This window comes from Oceanobacillus limi (assembly GCF_900111445.1).
Lineage (GTDB): Bacteria > Bacillota > Bacilli > Bacillales > Amphibacillaceae > Ornithinibacillus > Ornithinibacillus limi.
Genome location: NZ_FOHE01000023.1, coordinates 30949 through 57296 on the forward strand (window position 1 = coordinate 30949; position 26348 = coordinate 57296).

General features: G+C 38.4%; 40 protein-coding genes. 39 read left to right on the top strand and 1 reads right to left on the bottom strand.

Features of this window, described 5'->3' with window-relative positions:
* Positions 1 to 23: 23 nt before the first annotated feature.
* The 39 genes from fusA to BMX40_RS17605 all read left to right on the top strand — a co-directional run bounded on the left by fusA (position 24) and on the right by BMX40_RS17605 (position 25967).
* Complete coding sequence (fusA, locus tag BMX40_RS17415) at positions 24 to 2102, top strand: elongation factor G (RefSeq protein WP_090872346.1); 2079 nt, start codon at positions 24 to 26, stop codon at positions 2100 to 2102.
* A gap of 129 nt (positions 2103 to 2231) precedes the next feature.
* Positions 2232 to 3422, top strand: coding sequence for an elongation factor Tu (gene tuf / locus BMX40_RS17420; RefSeq protein WP_090872348.1), 1191 nt, complete (start codon positions 2232 to 2234; stop codon positions 3420 to 3422).
* A gap of 491 nt (positions 3423 to 3913) precedes the next feature.
* Positions 3914 to 4222: a 30S ribosomal protein S10 gene (rpsJ, locus tag BMX40_RS17425; protein WP_090872350.1), complete on the top strand. Its 309-nt coding sequence runs from the start codon at positions 3914 to 3916 to the stop codon at positions 4220 to 4222.
* Positions 4223 to 4252: 30 nt separating this feature from the next.
* The gene (gene rplC / locus BMX40_RS17430) at positions 4253 to 4882 is read left to right on the top strand and encodes a 50S ribosomal protein L3 (protein WP_090872352.1); all 630 of its coding nucleotides are present in this window, start codon (positions 4253 to 4255) and stop codon (positions 4880 to 4882) included.
* Positions 4883 to 4908: 26 nt separating this feature from the next.
* Positions 4909 to 5532, top strand: a complete 624-nt coding sequence (gene rplD / locus BMX40_RS17435; protein WP_090872354.1) for a 50S ribosomal protein L4 — start codon at positions 4909 to 4911, stop codon at positions 5530 to 5532.
* The gene (rplW, locus tag BMX40_RS17440) at positions 5532 to 5819 is read left to right on the top strand and encodes a 50S ribosomal protein L23 (protein ID WP_090872356.1); all 288 of its coding nucleotides are present in this window, start codon (positions 5532 to 5534) and stop codon (positions 5817 to 5819) included. The genes rplD and rplW overlap by 1 nt, the downstream gene beginning before the upstream one ends.
* A gap of 29 nt (positions 5820 to 5848) precedes the next feature.
* A complete protein-coding gene (gene rplB, locus BMX40_RS17445) occupies positions 5849 to 6679 on the top strand; it encodes a 50S ribosomal protein L2 (RefSeq protein WP_090872358.1) in 831 nt (276 codons plus the stop codon).
* Between the two features lie 57 nt (positions 6680 to 6736).
* Positions 6737 to 7015, top strand: coding sequence for a 30S ribosomal protein S19 (gene rpsS / locus BMX40_RS17450; RefSeq protein WP_090872360.1), 279 nt, complete (start codon positions 6737 to 6739; stop codon positions 7013 to 7015).
* Between the two features lie 18 nt (positions 7016 to 7033).
* Entirely contained in the window at positions 7034 to 7375 is a 342-nt protein-coding gene (rplV, locus tag BMX40_RS17455; protein ID WP_090872362.1) for a 50S ribosomal protein L22, read from the top strand.
* A gap of 3 nt (positions 7376 to 7378) precedes the next feature.
* Positions 7379 to 8020, top strand: coding sequence for a 30S ribosomal protein S3 (rpsC, locus tag BMX40_RS17460; RefSeq protein ID WP_090872364.1), 642 nt, complete (start codon positions 7379 to 7381; stop codon positions 8018 to 8020).
* An 18-nt stretch (positions 8021 to 8038) separates the two neighbouring features.
* Entirely contained in the window at positions 8039 to 8473 is a 435-nt protein-coding gene (gene rplP / locus BMX40_RS17465; protein ID WP_090872366.1) for a 50S ribosomal protein L16, read from the top strand.
* Positions 8463 to 8663, top strand: coding sequence for a 50S ribosomal protein L29 (gene rpmC, locus BMX40_RS17470; RefSeq protein WP_090872368.1), 201 nt, complete (start codon positions 8463 to 8465; stop codon positions 8661 to 8663). Before rplP ends, rpmC begins: the two co-directional genes overlap by 11 nt.
* 23 nt (positions 8664 to 8686) lie before the next feature.
* The gene (gene rpsQ / locus BMX40_RS17475) at positions 8687 to 8950 is read left to right on the top strand and encodes a 30S ribosomal protein S17 (RefSeq protein ID WP_090872370.1); all 264 of its coding nucleotides are present in this window, start codon (positions 8687 to 8689) and stop codon (positions 8948 to 8950) included.
* 42 nt (positions 8951 to 8992) lie between these two features.
* Positions 8993 to 9361, top strand: a complete 369-nt coding sequence (gene rplN / locus BMX40_RS17480) for a 50S ribosomal protein L14 (protein WP_090872372.1) — start codon at positions 8993 to 8995, stop codon at positions 9359 to 9361.
* A gap of 58 nt (positions 9362 to 9419) precedes the next feature.
* The gene (rplX, locus tag BMX40_RS17485) at positions 9420 to 9731 is read left to right on the top strand and encodes a 50S ribosomal protein L24 (RefSeq protein ID WP_090872374.1); all 312 of its coding nucleotides are present in this window, start codon (positions 9420 to 9422) and stop codon (positions 9729 to 9731) included.
* A 26-nt stretch (positions 9732 to 9757) separates the two neighbouring features.
* On the top strand, positions 9758 to 10297 hold the full coding sequence (gene rplE / locus BMX40_RS17490) for a 50S ribosomal protein L5 (RefSeq protein WP_090872376.1): 540 nt from the start codon (positions 9758 to 9760) through the stop codon (positions 10295 to 10297).
* A 29-nt stretch (positions 10298 to 10326) separates the two neighbouring features.
* A complete protein-coding gene (rpsN, locus tag BMX40_RS17495) occupies positions 10327 to 10512 on the top strand; it encodes a 30S ribosomal protein S14 (RefSeq protein ID WP_017473651.1) in 186 nt (61 codons plus the stop codon).
* Positions 10513 to 10541: 29 nt separating this feature from the next.
* Positions 10542 to 10940 (top strand): 30S ribosomal protein S8, encoded by a 399-nt coding sequence (gene rpsH, locus BMX40_RS17500; RefSeq protein ID WP_090872378.1) that lies wholly within the window; start codon positions 10542 to 10544, stop codon positions 10938 to 10940.
* Positions 10941 to 10969: 29 nt separating this feature from the next.
* Complete coding sequence (gene rplF, locus BMX40_RS17505) at positions 10970 to 11506, top strand: 50S ribosomal protein L6 (RefSeq protein WP_090872380.1); 537 nt, start codon at positions 10970 to 10972, stop codon at positions 11504 to 11506.
* Positions 11507 to 11536: 30 nt separating this feature from the next.
* Positions 11537 to 11899: a 50S ribosomal protein L18 gene (gene rplR, locus BMX40_RS17510; RefSeq protein ID WP_090872382.1), complete on the top strand. Its 363-nt coding sequence runs from the start codon at positions 11537 to 11539 to the stop codon at positions 11897 to 11899.
* A 23-nt stretch (positions 11900 to 11922) separates the two neighbouring features.
* A complete protein-coding gene (gene rpsE, locus BMX40_RS17515) occupies positions 11923 to 12426 on the top strand; it encodes a 30S ribosomal protein S5 (RefSeq protein WP_090872383.1) in 504 nt (167 codons plus the stop codon).
* Between the two features lie 13 nt (positions 12427 to 12439).
* On the top strand, positions 12440 to 12622 hold the full coding sequence (gene rpmD / locus BMX40_RS17520) for a 50S ribosomal protein L30 (RefSeq protein WP_090872386.1): 183 nt from the start codon (positions 12440 to 12442) through the stop codon (positions 12620 to 12622).
* A 31-nt stretch (positions 12623 to 12653) separates the two neighbouring features.
* Positions 12654 to 13094 carry a 50S ribosomal protein L15 gene (gene rplO / locus BMX40_RS17525; protein WP_090872388.1) on the top strand — a complete coding sequence of 147 codons (441 nt, stop codon included), beginning with the start codon at positions 12654 to 12656 and terminating at the stop codon, positions 13092 to 13094.
* Positions 13094 to 14383 (top strand): preprotein translocase subunit SecY, encoded by a 1290-nt coding sequence (secY, locus tag BMX40_RS17530; protein ID WP_090872390.1) that lies wholly within the window; start codon positions 13094 to 13096, stop codon positions 14381 to 14383. Before rplO ends, secY begins: the two co-directional genes overlap by 1 nt.
* Before the next feature lie 33 nt (positions 14384 to 14416).
* The gene (locus BMX40_RS17535; RefSeq protein WP_090872392.1) at positions 14417 to 15061 is read left to right on the top strand and encodes an adenylate kinase; all 645 of its coding nucleotides are present in this window, start codon (positions 14417 to 14419) and stop codon (positions 15059 to 15061) included.
* Between the two features lie 172 nt (positions 15062 to 15233).
* On the top strand, positions 15234 to 15569 hold the full coding sequence (locus BMX40_RS17540; RefSeq protein ID WP_090872394.1) for a KOW domain-containing RNA-binding protein: 336 nt from the start codon (positions 15234 to 15236) through the stop codon (positions 15567 to 15569).
* Positions 15547 to 15765, top strand: a complete 219-nt coding sequence (infA, locus tag BMX40_RS17545; RefSeq protein ID WP_010095735.1) for a translation initiation factor IF-1 — start codon at positions 15547 to 15549, stop codon at positions 15763 to 15765. Before BMX40_RS17540 ends, infA begins: the two co-directional genes overlap by 23 nt.
* 32 nt (positions 15766 to 15797) lie before the next feature.
* Positions 15798 to 15911 carry a 50S ribosomal protein L36 gene (rpmJ, locus tag BMX40_RS17550; protein WP_010095733.1) on the top strand — a complete coding sequence of 38 codons (114 nt, stop codon included), beginning with the start codon at positions 15798 to 15800 and terminating at the stop codon, positions 15909 to 15911.
* Positions 15912 to 15936: 25 nt separating this feature from the next.
* Positions 15937 to 16302 (top strand): 30S ribosomal protein S13, encoded by a 366-nt coding sequence (rpsM, locus tag BMX40_RS17555; RefSeq protein WP_090872396.1) that lies wholly within the window; start codon positions 15937 to 15939, stop codon positions 16300 to 16302.
* A 22-nt stretch (positions 16303 to 16324) separates the two neighbouring features.
* The gene (gene rpsK / locus BMX40_RS17560) at positions 16325 to 16714 is read left to right on the top strand and encodes a 30S ribosomal protein S11 (RefSeq protein ID WP_090872399.1); all 390 of its coding nucleotides are present in this window, start codon (positions 16325 to 16327) and stop codon (positions 16712 to 16714) included.
* 285 nt (positions 16715 to 16999) lie between these two features.
* Entirely contained in the window at positions 17000 to 17944 is a 945-nt protein-coding gene (locus tag BMX40_RS17565) for a DNA-directed RNA polymerase subunit alpha (protein WP_090872401.1), read from the top strand.
* Between the two features lie 48 nt (positions 17945 to 17992).
* A complete protein-coding gene (rplQ, locus tag BMX40_RS17570; protein ID WP_090872403.1) occupies positions 17993 to 18346 on the top strand; it encodes a 50S ribosomal protein L17 in 354 nt (117 codons plus the stop codon).
* Positions 18347 to 19000: 654 nt separating this feature from the next.
* Positions 19001 to 19840 (top strand): energy-coupling factor ABC transporter ATP-binding protein, encoded by an 840-nt coding sequence (locus tag BMX40_RS17575; RefSeq protein ID WP_090872405.1) that lies wholly within the window; start codon positions 19001 to 19003, stop codon positions 19838 to 19840.
* Positions 19816 to 20688 carry an energy-coupling factor ABC transporter ATP-binding protein gene (locus BMX40_RS17580; protein WP_090872406.1) on the top strand — a complete coding sequence of 291 codons (873 nt, stop codon included), beginning with the start codon at positions 19816 to 19818 and terminating at the stop codon, positions 20686 to 20688. The genes BMX40_RS17575 and BMX40_RS17580 overlap by 25 nt, the downstream gene beginning before the upstream one ends.
* Complete coding sequence (locus tag BMX40_RS17585; RefSeq protein ID WP_090872408.1) at positions 20681 to 21481, top strand: energy-coupling factor transporter transmembrane component T family protein; 801 nt, start codon at positions 20681 to 20683, stop codon at positions 21479 to 21481. Before BMX40_RS17580 ends, BMX40_RS17585 begins: the two co-directional genes overlap by 8 nt.
* A 21-nt stretch (positions 21482 to 21502) precedes the next feature.
* Positions 21503 to 22264, top strand: coding sequence for a tRNA pseudouridine(38-40) synthase TruA (gene truA, locus BMX40_RS17590; RefSeq protein WP_090872410.1), 762 nt, complete (start codon positions 21503 to 21505; stop codon positions 22262 to 22264).
* A 260-nt stretch (positions 22265 to 22524) separates the two neighbouring features.
* Entirely contained in the window at positions 22525 to 22962 is a 438-nt protein-coding gene (rplM, locus tag BMX40_RS17595) for a 50S ribosomal protein L13 (protein WP_090872412.1), read from the top strand.
* A 19-nt stretch (positions 22963 to 22981) separates the two neighbouring features.
* The gene (rpsI, locus tag BMX40_RS17600; RefSeq protein WP_090872414.1) at positions 22982 to 23374 is read left to right on the top strand and encodes a 30S ribosomal protein S9; all 393 of its coding nucleotides are present in this window, start codon (positions 22982 to 22984) and stop codon (positions 23372 to 23374) included.
* Between the two features lie 1132 nt (positions 23375 to 24506).
* Positions 24507 to 25967: an aldehyde dehydrogenase family protein gene (locus BMX40_RS17605; RefSeq protein ID WP_090872416.1), complete on the top strand. Its 1461-nt coding sequence runs from the start codon at positions 24507 to 24509 to the stop codon at positions 25965 to 25967.
* 75 nt (positions 25968 to 26042) lie between these two features.
* Here the strand turns inward: BMX40_RS17605 and BMX40_RS17610 are convergent.
* Positions 26043 to 26348: IS3 family transposase (locus BMX40_RS17610; protein ID WP_139177900.1), on the bottom strand; the 306-nt coding region annotated here is incomplete at its 5' end.

Consider the following 26348-nt stretch of genomic DNA (forward strand, 5'->3'; position numbering starts at 1 on the left):
ATTAACAGGAAGGAGAAGAATACATGGCTAGAGAGTTCTCCTTGGAAAAGACGCGCAATATTGGTATTATGGCTCATATCGACGCAGGTAAAACCACTACTACTGAGCGTATTCTTTTCTACACAGGACGTATTCACAAAATTGGTGAAACACATGAAGGTGCTTCACAAATGGACTGGATGGAGCAGGAGCAAGAACGTGGGATCACGATCACATCTGCTGCTACAACAGCTCAATGGAAAAACCATCGTATCAACATCATTGATACACCAGGACACGTAGACTTCACTGTAGAAGTTGAACGTTCATTACGTGTACTTGATGGTGCGGTAACTGTTCTTGATGCACAATCTGGTGTGGAACCACAAACAGAAACTGTATGGCGTCAAGCAACAACTTATGGTGTGCCACGAATTGTATTTATTAATAAAATGGATAAAGTTGGCGCAGACTTCTTGTATTCTACAGGAACTTTAAAAGAACGCTTGGGTGCTAATGCACACCCAGTTCAGTTACCAATTGGTGCTGAAGATGAATTTGAAGGTATTATTGACCTAATCGACATGGTAGCTTACTACTATGAAGATGACTTAGGTACACGTGCTGAGGCTCGTGAAATACCAGCTGAGTACAAGGATAAAGCTGAAGAACTTCGTACAGGCTTACTTGAATCAGTATCAGAATTAAACGAAGAGCTAATGATGAAGTATCTTGAAGGAGAAGAAATCTCTAACGATGAACTTAAAAAAGCGATTCGTGAAGCTACACTAAATGTTGAATTCTATCCGGTATTTGCTGGATCAGCTTTTAAAAACAAAGGTGTACAATTAATGCTTGATGGTGTTATTGACTACTTACCTGCACCAACAGATGTACCTCCAATTGAAGGTATTGTCCCTGGTACTGAGGAAGAAGTTACTCGTCCATCTTCTGATGACGAACCATTCTCTGCATTAGCGTTTAAAGTTATGACGGACCCATTTGTTGGTAAGTTAACTTTCTTCCGTGTTTATTCTGGAACATTAGATTCAGGTTCGTACATTAGGAACTCCGTAAAGGATAAGCGTGAACGTGTTGGACGTATCTTACAGATGCACGCGAATTCTCGTGAGGAAATTTCAAGAGTTTACTCTGGAGAAATTGCTGCTGCTGTAGGTTTGAAAGACACATCAACTGGGGATACACTATGTGATGAAAAGAATCTTGTAATTCTAGAATCTATGGAATTCCCAGAGCCAGTTATCTCGGTAGCAATTGAACCAAAAACAAAAGCTGACCAAGACAAAATGGCAATTGCTTTAGGTAAGCTTGCAGAAGAGGATCCAACATTTAGAACTGAAACGAATGCTGAAACTGGTCAAACGATCATTTCAGGTATGGGTGAGTTGCACTTAGACATCATCGTAGATCGTCTAAAACGTGAATTCAAAGTAGAAGCTAATGTAGGTGCTCCTCAGGTTGCGTATCGTGAAACATTCCGAGGCTCTGCTGAAGTCGAAGGTAAATTCGTACGTCAGTCAGGTGGTCGTGGACAATACGGTCACGTTTGGGTTAAATTTGAGCCTAACGAAGAAGGCGCTGGCTTTGAATTTGAAAATAAAATTGTTGGTGGTGTAGTACCACGTGAATACATCCCATCTGTTGAAGCTGGAATTAAAGAAGCTGCAGAAAACGGTGTGTTAGCTGGCTATCCACTAATTGACTTTAAAGCATCACTATATGATGGAAGCTACCACGATGTCGATTCCAATGAGATGGCGTTTAAAGTTGCTGCATCTATGGCTTTAAAAGCAGCTAAGAACAAGTGTAATCCTGTTATCTTAGAACCAATGATGAGAGTAGAAGTTGTTATCCCTGAAGAATACATGGGAGACATCATGGGTGATGTTACTTCACGCCGTGGACGCGTTGAAGGTATGGAAGCTCGTGGACCTGCTCAAGTTGTTAAAGCATTTGTACCACTTGCAGAAATGTTTGGGTATGCGACTTCATTACGTTCAAATACGCAAGGTCGTGGACAGTACACAATGCATTTTGATCACTATGCAGAAGTACCGAAAAGCGTTTCAGAAGAAATTATTAAGAAAAATGCTGGTGAATAATTGATTTTTTCGTTATTCTAAAGTATAACTTTTATTGTAGGCTAAGAAATAACTATATGAGATAAAGTTATTTCTTGGCTGTAAATATACTTAAAAATACACTTTGATCTATTTAAGGAGGAACTATAAATGGCTAAAGAAAAGTTTGATCGCTCGAAAAGTCACGTGAACATTGGAACAATTGGACACGTTGACCATGGTAAAACTACACTAACTGCTGCAATCACAACTACATTGCACAAAAAATCTGGTAAAGGTACTGCGATGGCATATGACCAAATCGATGGTGCTCCAGAAGAAAAAGAACGTGGAATTACAATTGCAACTTCTCACGTTGAGTATGAAACTGACACTCGTCACTATGCACACGTTGACTGCCCAGGACACGCTGACTATGTTAAAAACATGATCACTGGTGCTGCACAAATGGATGGAGCTATCTTAGTAGTATCTGCTGCAGATGGTCCAATGCCACAAACTCGTGAGCATATCTTACTTTCTCGTAACGTTGGAGTACCTTCAATCGTAGTATTCCTAAACAAAGTAGATATGGTTGATGACGAAGAATTATTAGAACTAGTTGAAATGGAAGTACGTGACCTTCTATCTGAGTACGACTTCCCTGGTGATGACGTACCAGTAATCAAAGGTTCTGCTCTTAAAGCTCTTGAAGGTGACGCTGACTATGAAGCTAAAATCTTTGAACTTATGGATGCAGTAGATGAGTATGTTCCAACTCCAGAACGTGATACTGATAAACCATTCATGATGCCAGTAGAGGATGTATTCTCAATCACTGGACGTGGTACAGTTGCTACTGGACGTGTTGAGCGTGGAGAAGTACGTGTTGGTGATGAAGTAGAAATTATCGGTCTTGCTGATGAAGCTTCTAAAACAACTGTAACAGGTGTTGAAATGTTCCGTAAGCTTCTTGACTATGCAGAAGCTGGAGACAACATTGGTGCACTTCTTCGTGGTGTTTCTCGTGAAGATATCAACCGCGGACAAGTATTAGCTAAACCAGGTTCAATTACACCACATACAAACTTCAAAGCTGAAGTTTATGTATTATCAAAAGAAGAAGGTGGACGTCATACTCCATTCTTCGCAAACTATCGTCCTCAGTTCTACTTCCGTACTACTGATGTAACTGGAGTTATCCAACTTCCAGAAGGAGTAGAAATGGTAATGCCTGGCGATAACATCGAAATGGATGTTGAGCTAATCTCAAAAATCGCTATTGAAGATGGTACTCGTTTCTCTATCCGTGAGGGTGGACGTACTGTTGGATCTGGTGTTGTAACTTCAATCTCTAAATAATAGTATTGAAATAGAAAGGCAAGTTGCTTTAATAGCAGCTTGTCTTTTATTTTTAATTGAAGATCCCTTAGATGGAATGTTGTTTTTGAATAGCAATTTTACTTCGTACTATGTAGTCATATGACGTAAGTTTTATACCATGCTGTCTATCAATTTCTAAATGACAGTGTTAGAATTGTTAGCCTGTGTCCCATTTGATAAGAAAACTATTGGATAAAATGGTTAGAACCAAAGTTTCCCAATAAAAAAAATCTATGAACCCTTGCAATCACTAGAAATAGCAAGTATAATACATAGATGTGCAACAAATAGATTTCCCATTAAAAAAAGGGTTGCATTGACCAGTTATATTCTATATAATATTAATGTTGGTCATTTAAGGCGATGAAATGAAAGGTTGTTGGCACACCCGGCCCCTTTGCCATGGCGGGTTGTCAAGGAATTTTCATGGAGTATGTCTATTAAAAAATGGGCGAAAAGGAGGGTAAATAATGGCAAAAGAGAAAATTAGAATCCGTTTAAAAGCGTATGATCACCGCATTTTAGATCAATCCGCTGAAAAGATTGTAGATACTGCGAAACGTGCTGGTGCTAGTGTGTCTGGTCCGATTCCATTGCCTACAGAAAAAGCAGTTTATACTATTTTACGTGCGGTGCACAAGTACAAGGATTCACGTGAACAATTCGAAATGCGTACTCATAAGCGTCTAATCGATATTGTTAACCCAACACCACAAACAGTTGACTCGTTAATGCGTCTTGACTTACCATCTGGTGTGGACATTGAAATTAAACTATAATTAATGTTTTATTAATAGGAGGTGTAACGGATGACGAAAGGAATCTTAGGTCGTAAAATCGGCATGACTCAGTTGTTCTCTGATAACGGAGAATTAGTCCCTGTGACAGTTATTCAAGCTGAGCCAAACGTAGTATTGCAGAAGAAAACATTAGAAAATGATGGTTACGAAGCATTACAAATCGGTTTTGCTGATGAAAAGGAATCACGTTCAAACAAAGCGGAAAAAGGTCATGCTGAAAAAGCAAACACAAACCCTAAGCGCTACGTTCGTGAATTCCGTGACGCGAATCTTGATGAGCATGAAGTTGGTCAAGAAATCAGCGTTGATGTTTTTCAAGCAGGCGATAAAGTAGATGTAACAGGAACTTCTAAAGGGAAAGGTTTTCAAGGCTCGATAAAGCGTCATAACCAACAACGCGGACCTATGTCTCACGGTTCTCACTACCACAGAGGCCCAGGTGCTATGGGAGTAATTGACCCAATGCGTGTATTCCCAGGTAAGAAACTTCCAGGTCATATGGGTTCTGAACAAGTTACAATTCAAAACCTTGAAATTGTAAGTGTAGATACAGAGCGTAACCTTTTACTAATCAAAGGTAATGTACCTGGTGCAAAAAAATCATTCGTGAAAGTTACGAGTGCAATTAAGGCTAACTAATCATAAACACGAAGGGAGGATATGTCATGCCTAAAGTAGCACTATTTAAACAAGATGGTTCTCAAGCTGGAGATGTCGTACTTAACGACTCTGTTTTCGGTATTGAGCCAAACACACATGTATTACATGAAGCGGTAGTTATGCAACGTGCATCTTTACGTCAAGGAACACACGCTGTGAAAAACCGTTCTGAAGTAAGCGGTGGTGGACGTAAACCATGGCGTCAAAAAGGGACTGGTCGTGCACGTCAAGGTTCAATCCGCTCTCCACAATGGGTTGGTGGTGGAACAGTATTCGGTCCAACACCACGTAGTTATAGCTATAAACTACCTAAAAAAGTACGTCGTCTTGCACTTAGATCTGCATTATCATCTAAAGTACAAGAGGAAAGCTTAGTTGTTTTAGAAGGTCTTTCATTTGAAGCTCCTAAAACAAAAGAAGTAGTTAACATGCTTGCTGCACTAAATGTAAATGAAAAAGCATTAATCGTTACGGCTGAAGCTGAAGAGAATGTTGTACGTTCAGCTAATAACCTTCAAGGAGTTAAAGTACTCACTGTAGAAGAGGTTAACGTATTAGATTTGCTTACGCATGACAAGTTGATCTTAACAAAAGATGCAGCTGAAAAAGCAGGGGAGGTGCTTGCATAATGACTGATGCACGTGATATCATTAAGCGCCCTGTCATTACAGAGAATTCTGCTGATTTAATGGCAGAGAAGAAATATACGTTCGAAGTAAGTACAAAAGCAAACAAAACTCAAATCAAAGATGCTGTTGAAGAAATCTTTGGTGTTAAAGTTGAAAAAGTTAACACGATGAACCTAAAAGGTAAATTCAAGCGAATGGGTCGTTACGGAGGTTTCCGCCCAAATCGCAAAAAAGCTATTGTTCAGCTTTCAGAAGATAGTAAAGAACTAGACTTCTTTGAAGCTTAAGAAAAAGTTATGTGAAGGAGGGAAAAAAGATGGCGATTAAAAAGTTCAAACCTACCTCAAATGGTAGACGTAATATGTCTGTATCTGATTTCGCTGAAATTACTACGGACACTCCGGAAAAATCCCTTTTAGCTCCACTTTCTAAACGTGGTGGACGTAACAACCAAGGGAAGTTAACGGTTCGTCATCAAGGTGGCGGTCACAAACGTCAATACCGCATTATTGACTTTAAACGCGATAAAGATGGAATACCAGGACGCGTTGCTACGATCGAATACGATCCAAACCGTACTGCTAACATTGCGTTAATTAACTATGTAGATGGTGAAAAACGTTACATTCTTGCACCAAAAGGATTGAAAGTTGGTCAAGAAATCGAATCTGGTGAAAAAGCAGATATTAAATTAGGTAATACACTACCACTTGCAAACATTCCGGTAGGTACAATTATTCACAACATCGAATTAAAGCCTGGTAATGGAGGACAACTTGCTCGTTCTGCAGGTGCAGAGGCACAAATTCTTGGTCGTGAAGAAAAATATACACTTGTACGTTTAGCGTCTGGAGAAGTTCGTTTAATCTTATCAACTTGCCGCGCAACTATTGGTCAAGTAGGTAATATCGAACATGAACTTATCCGTGTTGGTAAAGCAGGACGTTCTCGTTGGAAAGGTATCCGCCCAACTGTTCGTGGTTCTGTAATGAACCCTAATGATCACCCACACGGTGGTGGTGAAGGACGTGCACCAATCGGACGTAAATCACCTATGTCACCATGGGGCAAACCAACTCTTGGTTACAAAACGCGTAAACGTAATAAATCTACGGATAAATTTATTGTTCGTAAGCGTAAAAAATAATCGAAATATCGAATGGACGCTTAGTCCTGTCTCTTAACTCTGAAAGGAGGTTTATCCATGGGTCGTAGCTTGAAAAAAGGACCTTTCGCTGATGATCATCTTATGAAAAAGATTGATCAACTAAACGAAACTGACAAGAAACAAGTTATTAAAACTTGGTCTCGTCGTTCAACAATTTTCCCAACTTTCGTAGGTCATACAATCGCAGTATATGATGGTCGTAAACATGTACCGGTTTATGTTACTGAAGACATGGTTGGACATAAATTAGGTGAGTTCGCGCCAACCCGTACGTACAAAGGGCACGCTGCCGATGATAAGAAAACAAAACGCTAATGAGAGGAGGCACTCAATATGCAAGCTAAAGCCGTAGCGAAGTCAGTTCGCATTGCTCCTCGTAAAGTACGATTAGTCGTTGATTTAATTCGAGGAAAAAATGTTGGTGAAGCAATTGCAATTTTACGCCACACACAACGCGGTGCTTCTCCAGTCGTAGAAAAAGTATTAAATTCTGCTGTTGCCAATGCAGAACATAACTACGAAATGGATCCTGATAATCTAGTGATTTCAGAAGCATATGTAAATGAAGGTGCTACATTGAAACGTTTCCGTCCACGCGCTCAAGGACGTGCAAGCAGAATAAACAAGCGCACAAGCCACATTACAGTAGTGGTAACAGAAAAGAAGGAGGGATAGTCAGTGGGTCAAAAAGTAAATCCAACAGGTCTTCGAGTTGGTATCATTAAAGACTGGGAGTCAAAATGGTACGCTGGGAAAGACTATGCAGACTTACTACACGAAGATATTAAAATCAGAGAATATCTTGAAAACCGTTTAAAAACAGCTGCTGTTTCTTCTATTGAAATTGAACGTGCAGCAAACCGTGTAAACATCACTATTCATACTGGTAAACCTGGTATGGTTATTGGTAAAGGCGGTTCTGAAGTAGAAGCTCTACGTAAATCATTAAATAGCTTGACTGGCAAACGTGTTCACATTAATATCGTTGAAATCAAGAAAGTTGATCTTGATGCAGCGTTAGTTGCAGACAATATTGCTCGTCAATTAGAAAACCGTATTTCATTCCGTCGTGCGCAAAAGCAAGCAATTCAACGTGCAATGCGCGCTGGTGCGAAAGGTATTAAAACTCAAGTTTCCGGACGTCTTGGTGGAGCAGATATCGCTCGTGCGGAACATTATAGTGAAGGAACAGTACCACTACACACTTTACGTGCAGATATTGATTATGCACATGCTGAAGCAGACACAACTTATGGTAAATTAGGTGTCAAAGTGTGGATTTATCGTGGAGAAGTCCTTCCAACTAAAAACAACAATTAAGGAAGGGGGCACATTTCTATGTTAATGCCTAAACGTGTTAAATATCGTAGACAACATCGTGGGAAAATGAGAGGTCAAGCAAAAGGTGGCACAACTGTAGCATTTGGTGAGTACGGAATTCAAGCAACAGAAGCTTCTTGGATTACTAGTCGTCAAATAGAGGCTGCTCGTATTGCAATGACTCGTTATATGAAACGTGGTGGTAAAGTTTGGATTAAAATATTCCCAGACAAACCATATACTGCAAAACCTCTAGAAGTCCGCATGGGTTCTGGTAAAGGTGCTCCTGAGGGATGGGTTGCAGTAGTAAAACCTGGTAAAATTATGTTTGAAATCGCAGGTGTACCGGAAGAAGTTGCGCGCGAAGCGTTGCGTCTTGCTTCACACAAATTGCCGGTTAAAACTAAATTTGTAAAACGTGAAGAAATTGGTGGTGAAAGCAATGAAGGCTAATGAAATAAAAGAACTAACCACTGCCGAAATTGAACAAAAAGTTAAATCATTGAAAGAAGAATTATTTAATTTGCGCTTTCAACTTGCAACTGGTCAATTGGAAAACACTGCACGCATTCGTGAAGTGAGAAAAACAATTGCTCGAATGAAAACAGTTGTACGTCAACGTGAAATTAGCGTAAATAACTGATAATGAGAGGAGGTTAGCCTCAAATGACAGAACGTAATGATCGTAAAGTATACACAGGCCGTGTCGTTTCAGATAAAATGGATAAAACTATCACTGTATTAGTTGAAACGTATAAATTCCATAAATTATATGGTAAACGTGTTAAGTATTCTAAGAAATTTAAAGCTCATGATGAAAACAACCAAGCTAAAACTGGTGATGTTGTTCGCATTATGGAAACTCGTCCGCTATCAGCAACTAAGCGTTTCCGTCTAGTTGAAGTCGTTGAAGAAGCGGTAATTATATAATAAAGTTCGCTCGGAAGGTATCCGAAGGGAGGTCACAGCGATATGATTCAACAAGAAACTCGTTTAAAAGTTGCAGATAACTCTGGTGCTCGTGAACTATTGACTATCAAAGTATTAGGTGGTTCTGGACGCAAAACAGCTAACATTGGTGATGTAATTGTTTGTTCTGTAAAACAAGCAACACCAGGAGGCGTTGTTAAAAAAGGTGAAGTAGTAAAAGCTGTTATTGTACGTTCAAAATCAGGTGCACGTCGTGCAGATGGGTCATATATTCGTTTTGATGAAAATGCTGCCGTAATCATCCGTGATGACAAAAGTCCAAGAGGTACTCGTATCTTCGGACCAGTTGCTCGTGAATTACGTGATGCAAAATTCATGAAAATCGTATCTCTAGCTCCAGAAGTTCTATAACATTAAGTAAAACTTCTATAAGCAGTAATGAAAAGCCTTGTAAGGAGGTGCGTAAAGCATGCATGTAAAAAAAGGTGATAAAGTAAAAGTAATCTCCGGTAAAGACCGTGGAAAAGAAGGTACAATTTTAGAAGCATATCCAAAAAAGGATCGCGTTCTTGTAGAAGGTATTAACATGGTTAAAAAACACGCTAAGCCTTCTCAAGAAAATCCACAGGGTGGAATTCTTAACCAGGAAGCTCCGATTCATGTTTCTAATGTAATGCCAGTAGATCCAAAATCCGGTGAACCAACTCGTGTTGGCTATGAAGAACGTGATGGAAAGAAAGTCCGCATCGCTAAAAAATCCGGTGAAGCATTAGATAAATAATTTAGCGACGAAAGGAGGGCGACATGATGAATGAATTAAAAAACAAATACCAAGATGAAATCGTACCATCTTTAATGAATAAATTTAACTATAAATCAGTTATGCAAGTTCCTGGAGTTGAAAAAATCGTTATCAACATGGGTGTTGGTGATGCTGTTCAAAACTCTAAGGCACTAGATAATGCAGTCGAAGAACTATCTTTGATTTCTGGTCAAAAACCTATGGTTACTCGCGCAAAAAAATCAATTGCAGGATTCCGTCTACGTGAAGGAATGCCGATCGGTGCAAAAGTTACCCTTCGTGGTGAACGTATGTATGAATTCTTGCAAAAGCTAATCGCGGTATCACTTCCACGTGTACGTGACTTCCGTGGTATCTCTAAGAAAGCTTTTGATGGTCGTGGTAACTACACACTAGGTGTAAAAGAACAACTAATTTTCCCAGAAATTAATTATGATAAAGTAAGTAAAATTCGTGGTATGGATATTGTTGTTGTAACAACAGCTAATACTGACGAAGAAGCACGTGAACTTTTAGCTCAGCTAGGCATGCCTTTCCAAAAATAAGCTAAGAGCTAGTACAAGGAGGGAAAATTGTGGCTAAAAAATCAATGGTTGCGAAACAAAAGCGCACACCTAAGTATAAAGTTCAGGAATATACTCGTTGTGAGCGTTGTGGTCGTCCACATTCTGTAATTCGTAAATTTAAACTTTGCCGTATTTGTTTCCGTGAACTTGCCTATAAAGGTCAAATTCCTGGTGTCAAAAAAGCAAGCTGGTAAACCCCGATTTGGGAAGGAGGTAATAAGTAATGGTTATGACAGATCCAATCGCAGATATGCTAACTCGTATTCGTAATGCTAACATGGTTAAACATGATAAATTGGAGCTTCCTGCTTCTAAAATGAAAAAAGAGGTTGCAGATATCCTTAAACGAGAAGGCTTTGTACGTGATTATGAAATTATTGAAGATAACAAACAAGGCGTTCTGCGTATATTCCTTAAGTACGGTGCAAACGAAGAGCGAGTAATTACAGGAATTAAACGTATCAGTAAACCAGGACTACGTGTTTATGCTAAAGCTGACGAGGTACCTCGTGTACTTAACGGTTTAGGCATAGCAATCGTATCAACATCTAAAGGAGTACTTTCTGATAAAGAAGCACGCTCTCAAGCTGTTGGTGGCGAAGTTCTTGCTTACGTTTGGTAATTAACATTTTTTAGAAGGAGGTGCATGGAATGTCTCGTATAGGACTTAAACCAATTGAAATTCCAAGTGGTGTAGAAGTGAAACTTGATGGAAATACAGTTACTGTTAAAGGCCCTAAAGGTGAACTAACTAGAAACTTTAGTAGCGAAATGAACATTGTTATCGAAGAGAATGTTGTGACAATTGAACGTCCAAGTGATCATAAGGAACATCGTTCATTACATGGAACTACTCGCAGCCTGATCGCAAATATGGTTGAGGGAGTTTCGAAAGGATTTGAAAAGCAACTTGAAATTATCGGTGTTGGTTATCGTGCACAAAAACAAGGTAATAAAGTTGTAATTAATGCTGGTTACTCACATCCAGTTGAAATTGATCCAATTGAAGGAATTGAAATTGAAATACCTAAAAATACAAACGTTGTGGTTAAAGGTATTGATAAAGAGAAAGTTGGAGCCGTTGCTGCAAACATCAGAGCAATTAGACCACCAGAACCTTATAAAGGTAAAGGTATTCGTTATGCGGATGAATATGTACGACGTAAAGAAGGTAAAACTGCTAAGTAAGGCTAGTTAGGCGAGAAAGGAGTGACCTAGATGATCACAAAACCTGACAAAAATGTTGCACGTAAAAGAAGACATGCACGTGTTCGTAAAAACCTATTCGGAACTGCGGAGCGTCCTCGTCTAAACGTGTATCGTTCAAACAAACACATTTACACACAATTAATTGATGACACTAATGGAACTACATTAGTAAGTGCTTCAACTGTAGATAAAGAACTAAGCGTTGAATCTACTAGTAGTGTGGAAGCTGCTACAAAAGTCGGCGAATTAGTTGCAAAACGTGCCCTAGATAAAGGCTTCAAATCAGTTGTATTTGATCGCGGAGGGTACCTTTATCATGGACGTATAAAAGCATTAGCAGATGCTGCCCGCGAGGCAGGTCTTGAATTTTAATCGATAAAGGAGGGAAACCTTACATGAAAACTATGATTGATGCGAACAAATTAGATCTTGAAGAACGCGTTGTTGCTGTCAACCGTGTTGCAAAAGTTGTGAAAGGTGGACGTCGTTTCCGCTTCGCTGCTTTAGTAGTTGTTGGCGATAAAAATGGTCACGTTGGATTTGGTACTGGTAAGGCACAGGAAGTACCAGATGCGATTAAAAAAGCAGTAGATGATGCAAAGAAAAACTTAATTGAAGTACCAATTGTTGGAACTACAATTCCACACGAAATTCATGGGCAATTCGGTTCTGGTAACGTATTAATGAAACCAGCTACAGAGGGTACTGGAGTTATCTCAGGTGGACCAGTTCGTGCGGTACTTGAATTAGCAGGTGTTGGTGATATCTTAACAAAATCACTTGGAGCAAACACACCAATTAACATGATTCGTGCAACAATTAATGGTTTAACAAACTTAAAGCGTGCAGAGGACGTAGCTAAACTACGTGGAAAGTCTGTAGAAGAACTGTTAGGATAAGGAGGGAAACACTATGTCTAAAAAATTAGAAATCACCCTCACTCGCAGTGTTATTGGATCAAAAGATAAACAAATCAAAACGGTTCAGGCACTAGGATTAAAGAAAATTCGTCAAACGGTAGTTCTTGATGATACAGCTGCTATTCGCGGAATGGTAGACAAAGTATCACATCTAGTATCGGTTAAAGAAGTTTAATAAATATTAAACGAAAAGAGGAGGTGCTCGCATGAAACTTCATGAATTGAAGGCATCAGAAGGAACACGCAAAAATCGTAATCGTGTAGGTCGTGGAATGTCATCTGGTAACGGTAAAACATCAGGTAGAGGACATAAAGGACAAAACGCACGTTCAGGCGGAGGCACACGTCCAGGTTTCGAAGGTGGCCAAATGCCATTATTCCAACGTTTACCAAAGCGTGGGTTTACCAACATTCACCGCAAAGAGTTTGCTATTGTTAACTTAGATGCACTAAATCGTTTTGAAGACGGCACAGAAATCACACCTGAGCTCTTACTTGAAGAAGGTGTCGTATCGAACCTAAAAGCTGGTTTAAAAGTACTTGGTAATGGTTCTGTCGAGAAAAAAGTAACAGTAAAAGCTCATAAGTTCTCTGCTTCAGCTAAAGAAGCTATCGAAGCAGCGGGCGGTAAAGTAGAGGTGATCTAATGTTCCGTACAATCTCCAATTTTATGCGCGTAGGTGACATTAGACGGAAGCTGATATTTACATTGCTTATGTTAATTGTATTCCGTCTAGGCACATTTATTCCAGTGCCGTTCACAGATAAATCAGCAATCGATTTTATGAACCAACAAAATGTTTTTGGCTTTTTAAATACATTTGGTGGTGGGGCATTACAAAATTTCTCCATCTTTGCAATGGGGATTATGCCTTACATTACAGCATCGATTATCATGCAATTATTACAGATGGATGTTGTACCAAAGTTTGCAGAGTGGAAAAAACAGGGTGAAATGGGCCGTAAAAAGCTTGCTCAAGTTACCCGATATGGTACAGTTGTTCTTGCATTTGTTCAGGCAATTGCTATGTCCATCGGGTTTAATGCGATGGCAAATGGTATGCTAATTGCAGATCCAGGTCCAGTTAAATTCCTAATCATTGCGCTCGTATTAACAAGTGGAACAACATTTTTAATGTGGTTAGGTGAACAAATTACTGCACATGGAGTTGGAAACGGAATTTCCATCTTAATTTTCGCAGGTATCGTTGCGGCAGTACCAAATGGTGTACAACAATTATTTGCACAGTACTTCACGAACCCAGGTGATGAACTGTTCCTTAACATTGTAATTGTTGTGCTGATTGCATTAGTTGTTATTGCGGTAACAGTTGGGGTTATCTTCATTCAACAAGCATTACGTAAAATTCCAATTCAATATGCTAAGAAACTCGTTAATCGTTCCCCAGTAGGCGGACACTCTACCCATTTACCGTTAAAAGTAAATGCTGCAGGAGTTATTCCGGTTATCTTTGCAATTGCATTTATTATTGCACCGAGGACGATTGCGACATTCTTTGAAGGTAATGTAGCATCAACTATCGAAATGATTTTTGACTATACACAGCCTGCTGGTATGGTGATCTATGTAGCGCTTATCATTGCGTTTACGTATTTCTATACATTTGTTCAGGTTAACCCCGAACAAATGGCTGAAAACTTACAAAAACAAGGTGGATATATACCGGGAATTCGTCCTGGTAAGAATACAGAAACGTATTTAACTCGCGTTATGTATCGTTTAACATTTGTAGGCTCTATCTTTTTAGCAGCCGTGTCTGTACTACCTATTCTACTAGGTGGTCTTGCAAATCTACCTCAAGCAGTACAAATCGGTGGCACAAGTTTACTAATCGTTGTTGGTGTAGCGTTACAAACAATGAAACAACTTGAAAGTCAGTTAGTGAAGCGACACTACAAAGGATTTATTAAATAAAAATCTGCTGCCAATGAGAGCGAGGGGAAAGTGTTGAATTTAATTTTAATGGGTCTTCCTGGTGCCGGAAAAGGTACACAGGCAGAAAAGATAAACGAAAAATATAACATCCCTCATATTTCAACAGGAGATATGTTCCGTTTAGCAATAAAAGAAGGAACAGAACTTGGAAAAAAAGCGAAAAGTTTTATGGACCAAGGTGATCTAGTTCCAGATGATGTAACAATTGGTATTGTGAAAGAACGTCTAAGCAAGGATGATTGTGAAAATGGATTCTTGTTAGATGGGTTCCCGAGAACTATTGCACAAGCCGAGAGCTTACAAAATCTTTTATCTGAAATGAATCAGTCGATTGACCATGTAATACATGTGAATGTACCAGAAGAAATCTTAGTGGAGCGTTTAACAGGGCGTCGTATTTGTCCAACATGTGGTAAAGCATATCATGTGATCTATAACCCTCCAAAAGAAGAGGGTATATGTGATCGTGATGGCTCAACGTTAATTCAACGGGATGATGATTCAGCTGATACGGTGAAGAATCGTTTAGCTGTTAATATCGAGCAAACGAAACCGTTACTCGACTTTTACGAAGAAAAAGGGTATCTTGTAAGTGTTAATGGTGACCAAGAAATTGATCAGGTTTTCCAAGATATCCAACAACACATTGAAAAATAAGCAATTAACTGTATGGCCAACACGAATAGATGAGTTTCTATTTGTATAAGGATATTATGTATTGTATGCAAGTGAGAAGCTTGCTACGTAACGTGACGCATGGTGGTTTGAGAATATATGAGGCCTTATATTGCGATATAAGGTAAATATACCTAAGTGAAGGTGATCGTTGTTGAGCGAAGATGATTCGATTCCACGAATAGGTCAAGTTGTTCGTATTATGCAAGGGCGAGAAGCGGGGCAATATATGGTCGTCATCCAAGTGATCGACGATCGGTATGTCTTGCTAGCAGATGGGGAAAAACGTAAATATGATCGACCAAAGAAAAAGAATTTACATCATATTGAAGTTATGGATTTTACTTCTCCGGAAGTCCAAAACAGCCTTCTAGAAACTGGTCGTGTCACAAATGGGAAATTACGATTTGCCTTAACAAAATTTGTAGGTGAGATTGTGACTGATTTGAAGAAGGGAGATCAACACGATGGCGAAAGACGATGTAATTGAAGTGGAAGGAACGGTAACGGAAACATTGCCAAATGCAATGTTTAATGTAGAGCTTGAAAACGGCCATACGGTCTTAGCACATGTTTCAGGTAAGATCCGTATGCATTTCATCCGTATATTACCAGGTGATAAAGTAACGGTAGAACTCTCTCCGTATGATTTAACAAGAGGACGAATCACGTACCGTTATAAATAAAGCGAGCTCCGATATAAAAGGAGGTAAAGATGATGAAAGTAAGAGCATCTGTAAAACCAATTTGTGAAAAATGTAAAGTTATTAAACGCAAAGGCAAAGTAATGGTGATTTGCGAAAACCCTAAACACAAGCAAAAACAAGGCTAAATAATAAGGAGGTGCATCTACAGATATGGCACGTATTGCAGGTATTGATATTCCACGTGATAAACGTGTAGTAATTTCATTAACTTATATTTATGGAGTTGGAAAAACAACTGCACAGAACATCCTTAAAGAAGCAGGCGTTTCAGAAGACACACGAGTTCGCGATCTTACTGAGGATGAATTAAGTAAGATTCGTCAAGCTGTTGAAGCATATACAATCGAGGGAGACCTTCGTCGTGAAGTTTCTCTTAACATCAAGCGTTTGATTGAAATTGGATCCTATAGAGGACTTCGTCATCGTCGCGGCTTACCAGTTCGCGGACAAAAAACGAAGAACAATTCTCGTACTCGTAAAGGTCCACGTCGTACAATCGCTAACAAGAAAAAATAACAAAAAGGAGGTAAGCTAATTCATGGCACGTAAACAAAATACACGTAAGCGTCGTGTGAAAAAGAATATTGAAACAGGTGTTGCACATATTCGTTCAACTTTCAATAATACTATTGTTACGATTACAGATGTGCAAGGGAATGTTATTGGCTGGAGCTCAGCTGGAGCTTTAGGCTTTAAAGGTTCTCGTAAATCAACACCTTTTGCTGCACAAATGGCTGCTGAAACTGCAGCTAAAACAGCAGTTGATAATGGTATGAAAACTCTAGAAGTTACAGTTAAAGGTCCTGGAGCTGGTCGTGAAGCAGCAATTCGTTCACTTCAAGCAGCTGGTTTAGAAGTTACAGCTATTAAAGATGTAACACCAGTACCTCATAACGGTTGTCGCCCACCAAAACGTCGTCGTGTTTAATTTTTAGCGTATATAATTTGTCACCCTGTCAATAATGGGTTATGATGGCTAAAAGTATATAAAAAAGAAGTTTTTGACAAATTTCAGGAGGATTTCTTCGAATTGTAATTTACCTAAGGTTTGATTTTAAATTACAATAACGTGAAAGTCTCAATATACAACATCGCATAGACAAAAGTACGATAAACTTTAGGTAGCGCAGAAACGCCAACTGCCTATTTGGGGAATTTCGGTTAGACTGAAGTCTAACCGGGGTTTCGACGTTTTTAAGGAGGGTTTTATGGAATGATCGAAATAGAAAAGCCAAAAATTGAAACGGTAGAAATTAGCGAAGATGCTACGTTTGGAAAATTTGTAGTAGAACCGTTAGAACGTGGTTATGGTACTACTCTTGGTAACTCCTTGCGTCGTATCCTACTATCCTCACTTCCAGGTGCTGCTGTTACATCAGTTCAAATTGATGGAGCGTTACACGAATTTTCAACAATAGAAGGTGTCGTTGAGGATGTTACGACTATCGTCTTGAATTTGAAAAAGCTAGCTCTTAAAATTTATTCTGATGAAGCAAAGACATTAGAAATTGATGTGCAAGGAGAGGGAAAAGTCACTGCTGCTGATTTAACTTATGATAGTGATGTAGAAGTACTTAACCCAGACCTACCTATTGCAACCCTAAATAGCAAAGGTAACTTGCATATGAAAATCACCGCAGAGCGTGGTCGGGGCTATCGTCCAGCTGAAGAGAATAAACAAGAGGATCAACCGATTGGCGTCATTCCAGTTGATTCGATCTTTACACCAGTATCACGTGTAACGTACCAAGTAGAGAATACTCGTGTAGGACAAAGCGCAAACTTTGACAAATTGACTTTGGATGTTTGGACAGACGGAAGTATTCGCCCTGAAGAAGCAGTTTCTTTAGGTTCTAAGGTTTATATGGAACATTTAAATATTTTCGTAGGACTAACAGACGAAGCTCAAAATGTTGAAATTATGGTCGAGAAAGAAGAAGACCAGAAAGAAAAAGTAATGGAAATGACAATTGAGGAATTAGATCTTTCTGTAAGATCTTATAATTGTCTAAAACGTGCTGGCATAAATACAGTTCAAGAGCTTTCAAATAAATCAGAAGAAGATATGATGAAAGTACGTAATTTAGGCCGTAAATCACTAGAAGAAGTAAAAGTAAAACTAGAGGATCTTGGCTTAGGCTTACGTAAAGATGACTGATAATAGGTACAGACACCTTTAGATTCACGAGAAAGGGAGGGATAGTCCATGGCTAGAAAGTTAGGACGTACAACAGACCAACGACTAGCTCTACTTCGCAACCTTGCATCTGATTTGATTATTCATGAACGGATCGAAACAACAGAAGCAAAAGCGAAAGAGTTAAAGTCAGTTGTTGAAAAAATGATTACGCTAGGTAAACGTGGTGATCTTCATGCACGTCGTCAAGCTGCAGCGTTCTTATATGAAAAAGAAGCTAATGAAGAAGATACTGTACTTCAAAAGCTTTTTAATGATGTTGCGAAGCGCTATGAAGACAGACAAGGTGGTTATACACGTGTTCTAAAACTTGGTGAGCGCCAAGGTGATGGAGCGAAGATGGCAATCATTGAATTAGTTTAATGAGACCATATGCGTTAAGGGGCAGGACTGAATCTCTTCCACGAGGTGAATCCCAGCCCTTTTTTTGTTATATATTTCTTTAGACATTGCTTTTTGCTATTTACCTAATATGTGACGTAACAGCAACGTTGCTTCTGTTGCAGGCAGTCGCTTTCCGCTGTTCGTGGGTACGGATTCAGTCATTTAGCGGAAAGAGGTTCCACTTCGTTTTTGAGAGGATCGTGGTTCCGTTAAATGATAGAAAAGCCGTCCAAACAAGGCATATGATGATCCTCATTCCGCTATTAGACATAATACAGTAAAAATTGTACTGGAAAAAGGAAAATAAAGGAACGAGGAACCGAAACCATGCTCTAGACGAGTTATTTCGACCATTTAGCGGAATGAGGATCCACATCGCTTTGATGAGGTCGTGGTTCGGTTAATTGGCCAGATAAGTCATGTTGCCCTACTGACGGATTATGTATTCCACCATCAACTAAATACTAGAACCAGTTACATAGCATCATAATATATCAACTACGAACTAAGATTCTTCTGAAGTATAAATATATTCCACATAGTTAACATTACTCGCAAATAGTTGTACAATTATAACGTGAAATATACTTACAAATAACTCAGGGTTAGCCGAGCAGTAGAGGAGGAATATCATTGAGAGAGAAATTAATAGAGTTTAGAAACGTATCGTTTCGATATGGAGAAGAGGAACCTTGGGTTTTGAAAGATTGCTCATTTTCTATTTACAAGGATGAATGGGTAGCTATTATTGGACATAATGGATCAGGAAAATCGACAATCGCAAAGCTGATGAATGGATTATTATTTCCGCAAGAAGGGGAAATATACATAAGTGGTAAAATCGTTAATCAAGAGACGATTTGGGAAGTTCGTAAAGAAGTAGGAATGGTATTTCAAAATCCAGACAACCAGTTTGTAGGCACAACTGTTCAGGATGATGTGGCCTTTGGCATGGAGAATAGGGGTATACCTAGAGAAGATATGATAAAGCGTATTGATACTTCTCTAACAGCGGTTGGAATGAATGATTACCGTTTAACAGAACCACATCGATTATCGGGTGGACAAAAACAACGTGTGGCAATTGCTGGTGTATTAGCTATTTCTCCTCGGGTTTTAATTTTGGACGAAGCTACAGCTATGCTTGATCCAAAAGGTAGAATGGAAATCATGAATACCGTCTCTAATGTTCAGGAAATGAATCAAATTTCATTAATTACGATTACCCACGACCTAAGAGAGGTTGTTCAAGCAGAACGGGTTATTGTGATGAATGAAGGTGTCATATGGGATGAGGCTAATCCAAGGGAGATATTTGCTAAAAAGGATAAATTAAGGGAAATAGGGCTTGATGTACCATTTATTGCGCTTTTGGCAGAGGAATTAAAGAAAAAAGGTATTTCAATGAAAAATGAACCATTAAATCATAATGAATTACTGGAGGACTTATGGACATTACATTCAACAATGTAAACTATATTTATCAAGAAAACTCTCCCTTCGCACACAAAGCTCTAGAAAACCTATCCTTTCATATCCCTTCAGGTTCATTTGTAGCAATTGTTGGGCACACAGGATCTGGTAAGTCAACATTAATTCAGCATTTAAATGGTTTGATAAGACCGACTAAGGGGGAAGTTCGAATTGGTGATTATCGACTTACACATGCTGATAAACCAAAAAACTTGAAGGAGCTCCGTAGTCGAGTAGGTGTGGTTTTTCAATATCCAGAACATCAATTGTTTGATGAGACGGTTGAAAAAGATATTTCGTTTGGTCCCAAAAACTTTGGTGTAATGGATCGAGAAATTAGGAAGCGGATTCAAGAGGTTATTCCTGCTGTCGGTCTTTCCGAGGAGCTATTAGAACGGTCACCTTTTGAGCTAAGTGGAGGACAAATGCGCCGTGTTGCTATCGCAGGGGTTTTAGCTGTAAAACCTGAAATATTAGTGTTAGATGAACCTACTGCTGGTTTAGATCCCCGTGGTCAAAAGGAAATCATGGAGATGTTTTATAGTCTTCATCAAGAGGAACAATTAACAACTGTTCTTGTTACCCACAGTATGGAAGATGCCGTTAAATATGCGGACCAAGTGATTATTTTAAATAAAGGAAGCAAATATATGGAAGGTAAGCCAGAGGATGTTTTTACGCAACAAGAGGCTTTAAATAAGGTTCAGTTAGATGTACCAGAAATGATCGAGTTCCTTTACGCATTTGAGCAGAGGTTTGGAAAAGCAATACCATTTAAACGGCAATCGATCGAGCAGCTAGCAGATCAAGTTTACCAGTCTCTAAAGGAGGCTGGAGTAGATGAATAATTCCTTAATTATTGGTCAGTATGTACCAGGCAATTCAATTATACATCGTCTAGACCCACGTACAAAGATAACGATCATATTTTCTTTCGTGATCTTTGTCTTTTTTGCAAATTCGGTGCCAAGTTATGGAATACTGACATTGTTTGCGATTATAACCACCTTAGTAACTCGAATTCCGTTGCGTTACATTTTAAAAGGCTTAACACCAGTTTGGTTTTTAATTGTATTTACATTTATATTACACATATTTGTAACGAAGGAAGGTTCCGTATTATTTGAGGTTTTAACACTCGAAATCTATTCTGGTGGTGTCATCCAAGGGTTAGCCATTTCGTTGCGTTTTTTCTTGCTAATTTTAATTACATCGTTATTAACGCTAACGACAACTCCCATTGAAATAACAGATGCTATTGAAGATATGCTTTATCCATTAAATAAAGTGAAATTTCCTGTACATGAATTAGCATTAATGATGTCCATTTCATTGCGGTTTATTCCTACATTGATGCAGGAGACAGAAAAGATTTCAAAGGCTCAGGCATCTCGTGGTGTGGACTTTAGGACAGGCCCTTTTAAGGAACGGATTAAAGCAGTTGTTCCTTTACTGGTTCCACTGTTTGTTAGTGCCTTTAAACGTGCTGAGGAACTTGCGATGGCGATGGAAGCAAGGGGATATCAGGGCGGAGAAGGAAGGTCAAAGCTACGTCAGTTAAAGATTGAAACAAGAGATGTATTTGTTTATATATTATTTACTTGTGTTATTATTGGATTATTTTTAACGAGAACCTATTAATAGATAGAAAGGCTGGATCAGATGCGAAAAATAAAATGTGTGTTGAGCTACGATGGTACCAACTTCTCAGGGTATCAAATCCAGCCTAAAAAGCGTACCATTCAAGGCGAGTTAGAAAAAGCTTTATATAAAATTCATAAAGGAAGACCAATACGTGTCCATGCTTCTGGGAGAACAGATACTGGTGTCCATGCTCAAGGGCAAACGATTCATTTTGAAACAGATTATCAACTTTCAAATTATAATTGGAAGAAGGCCATGAATACACTCCTACCAGATGATATCTATATAAAAGATGTAATAGAAGCTCCTGACAGATTTCATTCTCGTTATGATGTGATTGAGAAGGAGTACCATTATTACATTTGGAACACAAAAGAAACAGATGTATTCAAGCGAAATTATGCCTACCTATTTCCATATCCTTTAGATATAAAAGCTATGCAAGAAGCGTGTAGATACTTTGAAGGATTACATGACTTTACAACTTTTTCTTCAGCAAAGGCTACTGTAAGGGGAAGTAAAAATCGTAACTTATATGAAGTCACTTGTAACAAAAATGGTCATGAAATAGAGTTCATATTTCGAGGAAGTGGTTTTTTATATAATATGGTTCGTATTATCGTAGGTACATTACTAGATGTCGGTCAAGGGAAACTTGAACCAAGTGCAATACAAGATCTATTAGAGAGTAAAGACCGTAGACTTGTAGGGGAAACTGTTCCGCCCCAAGGATTATATTTATGGCAAGTGAAGTATGAAGACAAAGATTCTAGTGAATGATGGAAATAAGAATCATTTCCCGGGAAATGTCGACAATATATTTTCTAGTTATGTCGAATCATAAAAGCATATCAAATTTAATCGCTAGGTTTTGATAAAGTAATCGGGACCCCTTGACATTTCCCCCTATAATGATGTATTATGATCTATGGCATTTTATTTCTAAAACCGCGATTAGCCCCGGAACTAATTGTGTTGAAGATATAGGAATAACGAATTAATTTTAAAAATGATTTATGAATAATGGAGGGAAACCAATCATGCGTACAACTTTCATGGCGAATGAAAATAATATCGAACGCAAATGGCTTGTTGTGGATGCTGAAGGCCAACGTTTAGGTCGTTTAGCTAGTGAAGTGGCTGCAATTCTTCGTGGAAAGCACAAACCAACTTACACACCACACGCTGACACAGGTGATAATGTGATCATTATCAATGCTGAAAAAATCGAATTAACAGGAAACAAAATTAATGACAAAATGTACTACCGTCATTCAGGACATCCAGGTGGATTAAAAGAACGTAATGCATACGAAATGCGTACGAAATACCCTGAGCAAATGTTAGAGCTTGCGATCAAAGGAATGCTTCCAAAAGGTTCTTTAGGACGTAAAATGGGTAAGAAATTACATGTATTCAGAGGTTCTGAACACAATCATCAAGCACAAAAACCAGAAGTTTACGAACTTCGTGGATAATTAAAAGGAGGTTAATCAATTGGCACAAGTACAATACTACGGCACAGGACGTCGTAAAAGTTCAACTGCACGTGTACGTTTAGTACCAGGAACTGGTAATGTAACAATTAATGGTCGTGACGCGAAAGACTATTTCCCATATGAAACTCAACTTCTAATTCTAAATCAGCCACTGAAGGCTACAGAAACAGATGGCACGTATGATGTATTAGTAAACGTTGATGGTGGAGGTTTTACTGGCCAAGCTGGTGCTATCCGCCACGGAATTGCTCGTGCTCTTTTAGAAGCAGATCCAGAATATCGTGCTTCTTTAAAACGCGAAGGATTCTTAACTCGTGACGCTCGTATGAAAGAACGTAAGAAATACGGTCTTAAAGGCGCTCGTCGTGCACCACAGTTCTCAAAACGTTAATATATTTACGTTCAAAGACTCTCAATCAATTTGGTTGGGGGTCTTTTTTGTGTGAGAAACACTTTTGACCACGTTTTAGTACGGAAATTGACATCCTTTTACATCTCCATATACTTAATAAATTTCTCTACTGTTAAATTATATGGGTGTAGTTGTTCATTGTCATTTGAATTCAGAATAACCTAATTCTCTTGTACCATTTTTAATATTTGCTCCCCATTCCAATAATAGTGATGCAAGTGTGTGTCTGAAACGGTGTATTGTAGTCTTCTTAAGAAGCTTACGTATTTTTACTACTGACTAAATGATGGACACAAAAAAAGATCTATGCAGAATATAGATCTAACGATTATAGAAGTATTTAATGAAAATAAGATAATTTAGATTCGAGAAATATGGTATGAATATATATTAAAAAACATACAAAGGATCAGTGAATCCAATTCTCTGATTCTTTGAAGAAATTCCAAAAGTTCAACGATTTACAGTTCTAACTTTTCCGGTAATCTACTTTTAGTTTAAATAATCCATACAGACTAGTAATGCGAAAAGAATAACAAAAACTGCTGCCCAGTCCCTCTTACTAGTCTTATTATTTTTCACTTTGTTATACCATGTTATTTTTAATAGATATAATATAAAACAGGAAAAATGAAAATTTAATTACTACAGAAGGCTCGACTAGGTTGTAAGCTAAATAATAAATTGAAACAAAAAGGATAACTGATAGGAAGGTCCTAGTTTTTCTGAATTTTTTATCGTTAAAAATGAACTCAATAATATTATTCTTCACCAAATCAATCCTTCCCCAAGTAAGTAATGTTAAAAGTCAACCCTTTATAAATTACGATAACATAAATGTTTGAGAGGAAATATTAATAAATTGATGTTTGAAAATCATCAACGCTAGTTCAAAATATATTCAGTCCCCTCGAATGGCATGTTTAATCGCTGTAATAATATTGTTTTACAATACGCATATGACCTCCGAAAAGCAAAATTTATTTCAAGGAAAGAACATGAAATCTAATAATAGTCACATAATATAAGCAAACAATTTGATATGTAAACGTTTTTAAAACTATCATTAATTTGTAAGATAATAACAGCTTAGAAAGGAAGCGATTTTGCTTTGGGAACATATACAAAACAATTTATAGCAGGTAATTGGGAAGAGGGTTCTAGTAATAGCGTTATAAAAAATGTAAATCCATATACAAATGATATAATCAATGAAATAAAAGGTGCATCAAAAGAAGATCTTAATCGTGCGTATGAGGCTTCAAAAGATGCTCAAAAAGCATGGGAGGATAAACTGCCTGGAGAAAAACGAGAAGTAATGGAAAAGGCGGCACAGATCTTTGTTGAGAGAAAAGAGGATGTAATTGATTGGTTAATAAAAGAATCAGGTAGTACAAGGGTGAAAGCGGAAATTGAATGGGGAGGGACTGTTAATACACTAAAAGAAGCTTCTTCCTTTCCATACCGAATGACGGGATCAATCTTACCTTCGAATGTACCTGGTAAGGAAAATCGAATTTATCGTTCTGCTAAAGGTGTCGTAACAGTAATATGTCCGTGGAACTTTCCTTTAATATTAACGATGCGTTCTGTTGCGCCTGCACTTGCAACTGGTAATAGCGTACTATTGAAGCCAGCATCTGCAACACCAGTTACTTCTGGGTTTCTAATTGCTGAAATCTTTGAACAAGCAGGACTTCCTAAAGGAGTACTTAGTGTAATTGTTGGGAAAGGTTCTGAAATCGGCGATGATATTGTAGAACATCCGATTCCGAAGCTAGTTTCATTTACTGGCTCAACAGAGGTTGGACGTCGAATTGGGGAAATAGCTGGACGTACATTAAAAGATGTTGCATTAGAATTGGGTGGAAATAATGTTCTCATTGTATTAAATGATGCTGATCTTGACCGTGCAGCTGAAGCCGCTGCGTTTGGTGCATACTTACACCAAGGACAAATTTGTATGTCTTTAAATCGGGTTGTAGTAGATGCTAATGTTTATGACAAATTCGTTGGTAAATTTAAGGATAAAGTTAGCCAGTTGAAGGCGGGAGATCCAGCAGATCCTGAAACTGCAGTCGGCCCGTTAATAAATAGTAGTGAAGTAGAAAGGATTCAAAAAGAAATTGAAACAAGCAAAGCAAAAGGTGCCAAAGTTGTAATAGGTGGACAAGCTGAAGGGAATGTATTACACCCTACCATTCTAAGTGATGTTACGAATGATATGCCTGTTGCCCAAAACGAAATGTTTGGTCCTGTGTCCTCTGTTATTAAAGCGGAAGATGAACAAGATGCGATTCGCATTGCCAATGATTCTCCATATGGTTTAAGTGGTGCCGTATTTAGCAAGGATTTAAATCATGGAGTAAAGGTTGCTAAACAAATTGAAACAGGTATGATCCATGTAAACGATCAATCTGTTAATGAAGAAGCACATGTTGCTTTTGGTGGTGAAAAGGGATCTGGAGTAGGAAGATTCGGCGGTGAATGGGCAATAGAGAAATTTACAACAGTTAAGTGGATTAGTGTACAAGAGGATGACCGTTTCTATCCATTTTTTAAGCAAAAATAAAAAAGAAGAATTAATGAAAAAGAGAATCGTCCTAAATAATATGTACCCTTTGTAAAGGACTTTTAAAAAAAAAGACTATGCTACACTGGAAAGGTGATTCCTGTATTGTACAGGGGTCATCTTTTTTAGATTCCATTGATATCTGTAATTGTTGTAATAAGTCATATAACTCTTAATTTCACGCTTTAACTCATTTAGTGTTTCACAAGGTTTAATATATGCTTCATCTTTGAAATGCCCAAAAAATGATTCTTGTGGGGCGTTATCCCAACAGTTTCCTCGCCTTGACATGGATTGTCCTAAACCATATTTCTTAACCATTTTTTGATAGGTAGGGTTTGTATAGTGAAATCCTTGATCCGAATGGATGAAAGCTCCCTC